This is a genomic window from Nodularia harveyana UHCC-0300, assembly GCF_034931085.1.
GTDB lineage: Bacteria > Cyanobacteriota > Cyanobacteriia > Cyanobacteriales > Nostocaceae > Nodularia > Nodularia harveyana.
Genome location: NZ_JAYGHG010000015.1, coordinates 1 through 11,443, shown reverse-complemented (window position 1 = coordinate 11,443; position 11,443 = coordinate 1). Strand labels below are relative to the sequence as shown.

Sequence of the window (11,443 nt, the reverse complement as noted above, 5' to 3'; positions counted from 1 at the left end):
CTTTTTAGTTCCCCTTTAACAAAGCTTCTAGTTCCGCAATTTCTTGGGCGATGGAAGCATCAATTTCATCTGCTGACAGTTCTTTCACCGCTTCCCAATCTTGATTTTTAGCCTTTGTCTCCGGTAGAGGTGCAGCTAAATTCAACACTTCCACCGCCAAATAATCCACCAGTGCTGCAACGGTTGGGTATTTAAAGGTGAGGGTAGCCGGTAGACTACATCCCACACTTGTCTGTAAGCGGTTTTTCAACTCGACAGAGGTGAGGGAATCCATCCCTAAATCAAAGAAGCCTTGTTCAATATCAATGGATGTGGTGGAACTTACCCCTAAAACTGTCGCCACTTGGCTACAAACATGATTCATCAGGTAAGCACGCTTTTCAGTTGTGGCGATGCTATCTAGTTCTTGGAGAAATTCCGAATTTTGTGCAGATAATTCTGGGGTTTCAGTTAATCCCATCCGTCGGGGTTGTAACTCTTGGAAGAATGGCGAGATATTAGACTGCGCCAAAAACTTCGACCAATCCACCGGAACTACTCCCACTTGGGGCGAGACTGGGGCTAACATTTGCTGTTCCAGGACGGATAAGACTTGCTGCGGCGCAATTGTCCCGATACCTTTGGTTTTCACCCAGGACTCGGCTTGGCGTTTGGCGGCTGCACCAATGTCAGATACTACACCCCAATTAATACTTAATCCTGGGAGTCCTTGCTGTTGTCGGTAATGCGCCCAGGTGTCTAAAAAGGCGTTGGCGGCGGCGTGGTTGGCTTGTCCTGGTGAACCGAAGAGGGAAGCTACGGAGGAGAATAAAACAAAGAAGTCTAAGTTAATATGCTGAGTTAATTGATGTAAATTCCATGCTCCTTGGACTTTGGGAGCCATGACTTTGGTGAAGCGTGACCAGGTTTGCTGCTGTAGGACACCATCATCTAATACTCCCACGGCATGAATAATACCGCGTAATGGGGGGTGCGATCGCTCTATATCTGCCATTACCTTGGTCATCTGCTCTATATCGACGACATCGGCGGCTTTTACTATCACCTCAGCGCCCATATTTTCCAGGGCTGTGATTGATTTTTGCACCTCTGCATTGGGACTGCTGCGCCCCAGTAACACTAAATGTCGCGCTCCTTTTGCAATCATCCACTCAGCCACCAGTAAGCCTAAACCACCCATTCCCCCAGTAATTAAATAGGTGCTGTCTTCCCGGAAATTCAGTTCTGTTTGGGTGACGACAATTTTCCCGATATGCTTGGCTTGCTGCATATAGCGGAAAGCATCGACAACATTTGACATCGGGAATTGTGTTTGCGGTAAAGGTTTAAGTTGTCCTGTGGCAAATTGCGGCATTAACTGCGCTAACATTGATGCAATTAAGGCTGGTTGTTGCTGACAAATTTCCACTAAATCCACTAAAAAGTAAGCGATATCTGAGCGCACCGTCAGGGCTTCATCGGTTTGTAACACTCCCCGCTTGGCAATTTCCACAAATCGCCCTTGGGATGGTAAGACTGATAAACTTTTGCTGATAAATTCGTCAGAGGTGAGGGAGTTGAGGACAATATTTACACCTGCTCCGGCGGTAATTTCCTGGATTTTTTCGGCAAAGTCTACAGTCCGGGAGTTCATAATATGTTTGACTCCCAGAGATTTGAGAAAATCCCATTTACCAGGGCTAGCGGTGGCGAAGACTTCCGCGCCTATTTGTTGAGCTAACTGGATGGCGGCTTGTCCCACACCACCCGCAGCCGCGTGAATTAATACCCGTTCACCGGGACTAATTTTCGCCAAATGATGTAGTGAATAATATGCGGTGAGGAAAGTAATGGGAATAGTTGTGGCTTCTGCAAAGGTCAAATTATCTGGCTTTGGTGCTACCATCTGAGCATTCACAGTGACGTATTGACTAAAACTAGCCGGTGCGATCGCCACTACAGCATCACCCACCCTCAAGCTGGTCACTCCCTCACCCACGGCGACAATCTCACCCGCACACTCGCCACCCAACGCCCCCGGATCTCCAGGATATAAGTCTAAAGCATTGAGCAAATCGCGGAAGTTTAACCCCGTAGCTCTCACCCGAATTTCCACCTCTCCCTTCTGGGGTAAATGTCGTTCCGTAGGTGTAAATTCCAGGTTTTCTAAAGTCCCCCTCGTGGAAATAGTTAAATTAAACGGCTGATTTTCCGGGATTTTTAGCTGAGTTTCTCCCCCAACCGCAGTCCGAGTTAACCGCGCCACATAACGCTGTTGATGGCGTAAAGCAACTTGATCTTCTCCATCCTTAGCCCTGATTTCTGCCAATAATGCCGATACTTCATTCTCTCCCGGTTGCGGATCTAAATCCAGCCGCACACATTTAAATTCTGGATGTTCTAAAGTAATTACCTTACCCATCCCCCAAAGTGCAGAGGAGGTGACACCGGAAACACTACCTTCTACACACTGTGCGCCTCTAGTCACTAACCATAACTGAGGGCTGATATCTGCCTTGGTTAAAGCTTGCACTAAATGTAAAGTGCTACCCACTGGAAGCTGTAAATCTGGCTCAGATGTATCTAAACTCCAGCAATGGACTACACCATCTAAAGCACCTTTTTCAGTCAGGAGTTGTGTAAAATCACCAAGTTCCTGGGGATTCACTTTCACCGTTTGGCTATCCACCAATTGATATTCTTCACCGGAGAACACAACAGTACAAATATCACCCTGCTCCCTCAACTGCGTAGCTATATTTGCGCCTAAACCCTGGGAGTCAGCCAATACCAGCCAATGCTGAGATTTAGTCGCAGCTAAGGTTTTAGTTATGGGGGCGGCTTGTGCCACAATTACCGACTGCTGATTAAAATTACCTTCAGTAGCTTGGGCTATAGGTAGGGTGACTGCGGCTTGATATCCTGTTTTTCCTAAAAATTGCTCCCATTGCTCACTACTTAACAGGGGATAATTTAACCGTAAATCAGAATCATTAAATCGCCACCAACCCTCAGTTAAACCAAAGGTTAAATCTAGCCAAGCTTGGGGAATAGTTCCCTCTAATAAAACCAGTAACCCTTCCGGTGCGAGCAACTGTCGGATATTTTGCAGGGTTTGTCCTAAATCCTGGGTAGCGTGGAGGACGTTAGCGGCGACGACGATATCATATTCATGGAACTCAAATCCCTGTGGCTTTAATTCTTGCTCAATATCTAATACCTGATACTGCACAAAGGGATAATCACGGAATTTTTCTTGAGCCTGGGTGGTAAAGCGGGGGGATAAATCGGTGAAGATATATTCTGTTTGCTCTGCTGGTAAGATGGGGAGAATATAAGCCGTAGTTCCCCCAGTACCCGCACCGATTTCTAAAATCCGCACCCCTCTATCTGAAGGTAATTTTGCTATGGCTGCGGAAATGGACTGCTGCACTAAGGTATTCAGAACCTGGGAACCGGGCGCATCTTGATAAACTTGGGTAGCTGTGGTCATGTCCCCTTCTGGGAATAGCAATTGCAAGGGGTCACAGTTACCTTGGAGGACTGCGGCTAGTTGAGTTCCACAACGCCCTAGTAATGTTAACTCGGCTTTAGCACTGGGATATTTTGCTAATAGCAGATTTAATTGGTTGTCTGGATGGGATTCTGGGGGTATTTGTCTGACCTGCCATTGGGAGCCAGTTTGTTGCAAATAACCGACCCCGGCTAAAATCTCTAATAGCCGATGCAAAAGCCTGTGATGGCGGTTGACTATCCCTAGTTGGGTAATTATATCTGCTGTATTAAATTTTTGCCCCAAAGAGAATCTTCTGCCCATATCGGCAAAGGCGCGAATGGTATAGGCGACGCTGAGGGCTTCCAGTTGGGTGAAGACTTGCTGATATTCTACATGGTCAAATTTACTGATAATCTCAGATAAATTTGTATCAATCTGATGACTAATTTTCTCTGGTTGCAGTAGGTAATCGGGGGCAAGTTGTTGACTACTAAAGTGGAATTTTTGCCGCCAAGCTACTTGATAAAGGTGATTTTGTATGGTTTCTGGGGCTGTGGTCAATGGGCGCGATCGCTTTAATTCTAAACCCTGGACATGAACAATCTGCACTCCATCATCTGTATAAAGGCTGACATCAGCGTTCAGGAGTTCTGGATTATTATCGGCATGAATTTTTGCCTGACTCCAAACCAAATTACCCAAACTACCATCAATCTGCAACCGCTCAATGGCTACTGGTAAATAAGTATCTCGCTGATTCTGATTCAGTAAAGCTGCACCTACTACCTGGAAACCAGCATCTAAAAGAATCGGATGCAGTTGGTAACTCTCATCTGTCCAGTCTGCGGCTAATTCCACCCGTCCCACAGCTAAACCGGAATCATAACTAAGTTCTTGGATAGCTTGGAAACTAAGACCGTAATCAATACCTCTGTCCTGACACTGCTGATAGTAATCGCTAGTTGATATTACTGTTTCACACAGCTTTGGTAAACCTGTCTGTGTCAACTGTGCCGCATTTTCCCCCGCCAATAATTTACCTGTGGCGTGGAGTGTCCAGATCAAATCCTCATCTCCAGTATTTTCACTACTAAAAATTTCAAACGAGTAACCATTATCACTTTGACTCAGGCTAATTTGTAATGTGATGGCTGCTGCTTCCAATGTCAATGGTTGGAGAATACTGACATCTTCTAAGACTAATTTAGCTGACTTATATAATTTAAATCCCGCCGCCAAAGCCATTTCTAAATAAGCGGTAGCGGGTAAAATCACTTCACCTAAAACTTGATGATCTGCTAAATAAGCGGGTTGATCTTTGCTAATTTGAGACTGGAAGCAAATTGTTTTCAGACCGGCTACATTTAGCCTGTTACCTAATAACGGATGCTGTTTCCCTGGAATTAACTGCAAACTTGACTGATGTAGAGGCGAAACTTTCTCTATCCAATAGGGTTTTCTTTGAAAAGCATAGGTAGGTAAAGCCACTGGTTGGTAGTCAAAGTCTTGATAAAACGCTTTCCAGTTGACAGCAACACCCTGGACATACAAAGCCGCTAAACTACCGAGGATTTGTTGTCTATCATCTTTTTTGGGATGCAAACTCGCCAACCAAACCCCGACATCATCCGGTAAACATTGACGACCCATACCAATTAAAGTGGGTTTAGCGCCAATTTCCACAAATGTCTCATAGCCTTGTTGGTGCAGCAACTGCATACTGGCAGCAAATTGTACTGGTAGGCAGATATGATCTACCCAATATTCTGCTGTCGCTATATCTGCTGTGGCAATTTGTCCCGTCAGGTTAGAAAATAGGGGAATTTTCGCGGTGGAGTATTTTACTGTTTTCGCTACCTGTTCAAAATCTCCTAACATCGCCTCCATCAAGGGAGAATGGAAGGCGTGGGAAACCTGTAGAGGCTTGGTTTGGATGCCTTTCTCTGTCAGTGTTTGACAAACATCTGCAATAGCTTGACTTTCTCCAGAAATCACGAAACTTTTGATCCCGTTATTAGCTGCTATGGATATTTGTCCACTGTAGGGTTGAATGGCAGATAATACGGTGTTTTCATCCGCCATAATTGCGGACATTGACCCATTTAGGGGTAGTGACTGCATTAACCGACCCCTAGCAGCGATCAGTTTTAAGCCATCTTCTAAACTAAAAACTCCCGCCAGACAAGCGGCGACATACTCACCCACACTATGACCCATAACCGCCGAGGGTTCTATTCCCCAGGATTGCCAGAGTTTCGCTAGGGCATATTCTAAGGCAAAGAGTGCGGGTTGGGTGTAGGCGGTGTCGTTGATGGGTGATTGGGTATCTGGAGATGAGGGATATAAAACTTCTAATAGGGGTTTTTCTAAATAATTACTGAGAATTTCTTGGCAATAGTCTAGAGTTTGGCGGAATTTGGGGTAGGTTTCATATAGTTGTCGTCCCATGTCAATGTACTGGGAACCTTGACCTGTAAAGAGAAAAACTATTTTGGGACGTTGACGATGATTGATTTTTCCCTGGAAGATTCCGGGGCTGTGTTGTTTGGCTGTGAATGCGGCTAATTGCTGTTGTAGTGTGGTGGTGGAATCTGAAGCAATTGCTAACCGATAATCAAAATGGCTGCGTCCGACGCTAGCTGTAAAACAAGCATCGCTGAATGAGACTTGTGGATGATGCTGGAAATATTCTTGATAACTCTGTGCCAGTTCTTGCAGTGCGGTTTCAGTTTTAGCTGATAAGGTCAGCAAATGTACGGGATGGTTGCTGATGGGGGGGGGTTGACTATTAACTAACTGATGACTCTGTAAAACAACGTGAGCATTAGTACCGCCAAAGCCGAAGGAACTGACCCCGGCTGTGCTGGGTTGATCACTTTCTGGCCAAGGTGTTAATTTTTGCTGGACTCGTAGGGGCAGTTTATCGAAGGGAATGTAGGGGTTGGCTGCTTGAAAATGCAGACTGGGGGGGATTTGCTGGTGTTTGAGGGATAAGGCGACTTTAATTAACCCGGCGATTCCGGCGGCGGCTTCGGTGTGACCAATGTTGGTTTTGACTGAACCTAAAGCACAGTATTCTCCGGGGGGGCGATTTTGACTGAGGACTTTCCCCAAGGCTTTGACTTCTATGGGGTCGCCTAATTTTGTGCCAGTACCGTGGGCTTCTATATACTGCACTTGACAGGGGGAAACTCCGGCTTGCTGATAAGCGGCTGTGATGACTGCTGTTTGGGCTAAGGAGTTGGGGGCGGTGATGCCGTTGCTGCGACCATCTTGATTGACGGCGCTACCTCGAATTACTGCATAAATGCGATCGCCATCGGCCACAGCTTGAGATAAAAGTTTTAAGACTACAACCCCAGCCCCTTCACTACGTACATAGCCATTAGCCCGACTATCAAAGGTTTTGCACCGCCCATCAGGAGCCATAAAACCACCTTTAGAAAAGCTCACACTCACCCAAGGGGTAGCGATGATATTCGCACCCCCAGCCACAGCTAAGGTAGATTCCCCCTGCTGCAAACTTTGGCAAGCGAGGTGAACTGCTACTAAAGAAGAGGAACAAGCCGTATCAATGGCCATACTTGGCCCTGTGAAATTCAAGGCATAGGAAATGCGGTTAGCCGCCAGGGATAAGGCTGTACCCGTACCTGCGTAACCATCTAAGTTAACTGGATTTTGAAAGCGGATTTTATCGTAGTCAAAGGTGGAAATCCCCATAAATACACCAGTAGGTGTACCTGTCAAGGCTTCGGGATTTTGTCCACCATCTTCTAAGGCTTCCCAGGTTGTTTCTAATAACAACCGATGTTGAGGATCTACACTTGTGGCTTCTCTAGGGGCAATATTGAAAAATTGCGCGTCGAATTGATCTATTTGCTCCAGAAAGCCACCCCATCGCGTTGTCATTTTGTCTGGTGTCGAGGGGTCTGGGTCATAGAAAGCATCTATATCCCAACGTGTCTTTGGCACTTCGGTAATAGCGTCTATGCCATCCCGCAACAAATGCCAAAAGGCTTCGGGATTTTTAGCCCCAGGAAAACGACATCCTATTCCAATAATGGCAATGGGTTCTTTAACCATGTTGATCCTCAAACAATTTTAATTATGTCAACTTAACAAAGTATATTTATGAGTTATTTGTAAAGGTTACTGGTAACTCTTTTAATCCCCGGAGGATAATTTTTTTCTGCCATTCTAGTTTGTCTGTGGCTAGTTGGAGATTAGAGCATCTTTGCATGAGAGTATTAATAGCAATCTGGGCTTGGACTCTTGCTAAGACGTTACCCAAACAGGCATGAATACCATAACTAAAACCCAGATGTTGGTTATTTTGGCGGGTAATATCGAGTTGATCAGCATCGGGAAATTGTTCGGAATCTCGATGAGCAGATCCGAGACAAACAAAAACCTGTTGCCCTTGGCGAATGGTTTTACCACCAATTTCTATATCTTTAATGGCTGTTCTTACTGTTAACTGAACGGGGCTATCGTAACGTAGGAACTCTTCTACAGCGCTTTGAATTAGTGCCGGTTCTTGTTGGAGTTTTGCCATCTGGTCTGGGTGACGCAGTAAGGACAATATACCATTACTAATCAGTTTGACTGTGGTTTCGTGACCAGCTGCAAACAGTAATATACAAGTTCCTAACAATTCTTCTTCCGTCAATTTATCTTGCTCGTCTCTAGCAGCAATTAAGTCACTCAGGAGATCATCTTCAGGCTGTTGGCGACGCTGAACAATTAAGTTGCGGAAATATTCAGTAAACTGTATGACTACTTTATTCAGACGCTCAAAGACATCTATCGACATCATGGGGTCTAAACAAAGCACCACGTCATCAGACCACTTTTGCAGCTGGTCGCGGTCTTGGCGGGGGATACCTAACATTTCGGCAATTACTACCACGGGTAGGGGTTGAGCCAAGTCAGCTATCACATCTAACTTCCCTAAATCTTGCACTTCATCCAGTTTTTGGTTGACTACCTCTTGAATATAAGGACGCAATCGCTGAACTATTTGGGGACTGAAAGCTTTACTCACCAGTCTTTGTAAACGAGTGTGGTCTGGTGGGTCCATGAATAGCATCCATTTACTAGTCATGCTTCCTAGTGGTCCTAGTTCTGTGGCTGTTTCTCGAAATCGAATGTCTTTGTATTTTCCCCATCGGCGCATATCAACACTGAAGCGAGGATCACGCAAGACTGATATAGCATCAGCATAACGGCTGATTATCCATACACCCATAAAACCGAAATGGATGGGATCGTCAGATCGTAATTTTTCATAATATGGATAGGGGTTAGTTCTAAACTCAGGTAGAAAGGGGTTAAATATAGGTTTTATGGTGTTATTATTCATGACTTTGGGATGATCCCCGAATGACTTCATTTCCACTCTCCTTGTTGATTGTTTCCAGGGTTGGGGGAGAAGTACCTTGTTTTGCTAAATATTGAGCAAGTGCGGCAATGCTGGGATAATCCCAAAATAAGGTGGGGTCAACTTCACAGCCTAACCATTCGGATAGTTCATTGGTGATGCTGACTGCTGCTGATGAATCCAAACCGTAGTAGGCAAAAGGTTCTTGAGTGTCTACCTCATCCGCCGACATATTCAGAGATGAAGCTAGATGTTTTACTAAGAAGTTTTGAATTTCTTCGGGAGTAAAAACAGGTTGAATACTATTTTCTTCTGCTGGAATTTTTGCAGTTTTTTGGATGTGTTCCGATTCTTGCAGGTTGGCTTGCCATTCTCCGACTATCTGGAGATCTTTGGCTAAAAACCCGGTGCGACAGCCTTGACGCTGAATTTTACCACTGGAGGTTTTCGGAATGCTGGCTGTTCTGAGCAAGACTACTGCATAAACTTGTAGTTCATGTTCTTCTGATACGGCTTTGCGGATAGCTCCAACTACCTGGTCTATATCTAACTGGCGGAGGTAACTGCGCTCTAGTTCTTGGACAATTACTAGTCTTTCTTCACCTGCAACTGTGATGGAGAAGGCTGCTCCACAACTGGGACGTAATCCTGGGTGACTTTTTTGGGTAGTGATTTCAATATCTTGGGGATAGTGGTTTTGTCCGCGAATGATGATTAAGTCTTTGATGCGACCGGTGACGAATAACTCGCCGTTGCGGATAAATCCTAAGTCTCCTGTGCGGAGAAATGGCCCTTCTTTGGTGTCTGCTAAATAGGCCTGAAATGTTTCTGTGGTGGCTTGGGGATTTTGCCAGTAACCGGCGGCGACATTAGCACCTGATACCCAGATTTCGCCGATTTGTTCGGGGCTGCACTGAGTTAGGGTTTCGGGGTTGGCGATCGCTATTTTCTGCTCTAACCAAGTCTTACCACAACTGACTATTTGTTTACTGTCTGCTGATTGTTCACTACTAATGACTACTTGATTCTGTTCAATGGCTGCACTGTCTACAGAGAGCAACACAGGGTCGGATGTTTTCATCCCTCCAGAAACCAGTAAGGTAGTCTCAGCCATGCCATAACAAGGGTAAAAGGCTTGAGAACGAAAGCCACAAGGCTTAAATTTGGTAGCAAATTTTTCTAGGGTTTCTGCTTGTACTGGTTCAGCGCCGTTGAAGGCTAATTCCCAACTACTTAGATCCAGACCTGCTATCTGCTCCGGGGTAATTTTATTTATACATAAATCATAGGCAAAATTTGGCCCGCCACTGGTGGTAGCTTGATAGCGGGAAATGGCTTGTAGCCAACGCACTGGCTTTTGCAGAAAGGCTACTGGTGACATTAGATGGCAGGATACCCCTAGATATAGAGGCTGTAGTATGTTACCAATTAATCCCATGTCGTGGAATAGGGGCAACCAACCGACAATGACTGTTTGCTGGCTGTGTTGGTATGCCAGTTCAATCATGCGCTCGTTGTACAGCACATTACCATGAGTGACCATTACTCCTTTAGGTTTACCAGTGGAACCGGATGTGTATTGGAGAAAGGCTAGGGTGTCGCTGCTAATTTCGGGTTTTTGCCAATGGGAATCCCCGTTGAGGTCGATGTCGTCGGTGGCTAGCCACGGAATTGTAGTTAATTCTGGTGCTTGCTGAGACCATGCTTCCCGATTTGTTAGTAAGGATTTAGTAGTCAGAACTACTGTTGCCTGTGTATCAGATGCGATCGCCTGAAGTCTGCCCAGATTCTGGTTTCTTCGTGGCGGATAGGCGGGAACTGCTACTACTTGAGCATATAAACACCCAAAAAAGGCACTGATAAATTCTAAACCTGGGGGATATAGCAACAGGGCGCGATCGCCACGGTCTACCAAAGTTTTTAACTGAGTGGCGATCGCGCGAGCTTCTTGCGCTAATCCTTGATATGTAAGGCTTTGGGCTTCTATTTCTCCATCCTGCAAAAACGTGAAAGCTGTTTTACACGGTTGCTGTAACGCTTTTTCTTGCAAGAGGTCTACGACAGTCTGATGATCTACCAAAATGTTTGATGTCAAAGTCTTACATCCATAAGCGGAGAATCGAGTCTTATTTAAGGTGTTTGTAATTGCCTAGTCATATTTAAAATCACCGCAGGTTCAGAATCAAGTGATCAAAAAGTTTTTTTCGTGTGACAGTGATCACTTTTTATCGAAAATAATTTATATGAGTATATTCACATAATAATTTTTTGAATGATTAAATTATCCGCAAAAACACTGAGTACTTACACATTAATAGTACCCCTGTAAATTGATTATTAGGTCATTCTATTTCACTATCCACCGCTAGATTAAAACATCAATAGTACCCCTGTAAATGGATCACTAGGTCATTGTACAGGGATAGGAGTAATTTTCTACAATCTTGCGGGTTTTCCAAATTTTTACCAAAAAATGGGGTGTAAAGCCCCGTCTCTTCAGGACGGCTTTCGAGAGCGTGATTTAGGCAAAGAATCTTGATGCATCATAGTCTGTAATCGTTGTAAAATAAATGGCAAGTTCTTCGACA

The 11,443-nt window shown here is 45.0% G+C and carries 3 protein-coding genes; all 3 read right to left on the bottom strand.

All coding sequences use genetic code 11. The annotated features are described in order from the left end of the window. Window positions 1–4: 4 nt before the first annotated feature. Genes VB620_RS10955 through VB620_RS10945 form a run of 3 tightly spaced genes read right to left on the bottom strand, consistent with a single transcriptional unit; the run spans window position 5 to window position 10,950 of the window. Window positions 5–7,558, bottom strand: a complete 7,554-nt coding sequence (locus VB620_RS10955; RefSeq protein ID WP_323196184.1) for an SDR family NAD(P)-dependent oxidoreductase — start codon at window positions 7,556–7,558, stop codon at window positions 5–7. Between the two features lie 46 nt (window positions 7,559–7,604). After that, window positions 7,605–8,867: a cytochrome P450 gene (locus tag VB620_RS10950; RefSeq protein WP_323196183.1), complete on the bottom strand. Its 1,263-nt coding sequence runs from the start codon at window positions 8,865–8,867 to the stop codon at window positions 7,605–7,607. Then, entirely contained in the window at window positions 8,830–10,950 is a 2,121-nt protein-coding gene (locus VB620_RS10945) for an AMP-binding protein (RefSeq protein WP_323196182.1), read from the bottom strand. Before VB620_RS10945 ends, VB620_RS10950 begins: the two co-directional genes overlap by 38 nt. Window positions 10,951–11,443: the final 493 nt, after the last annotated feature.

What these genes read in the sequence shown, in the direction of transcription:
- VB620_RS10955 (WP_323196184.1), bottom strand. Translation starts at nt 7,558, where the DNA reads ATGGTTAAAGAACCCATTGCCATTATTGGAATAGGATGTCGTTTTCCT.
- VB620_RS10950 (WP_323196183.1), bottom strand. Translation starts at nt 8,867, where the DNA reads ATGAAGTCATTCGGGGATCATCCCAAAGTCATGAATAATAACACCATA.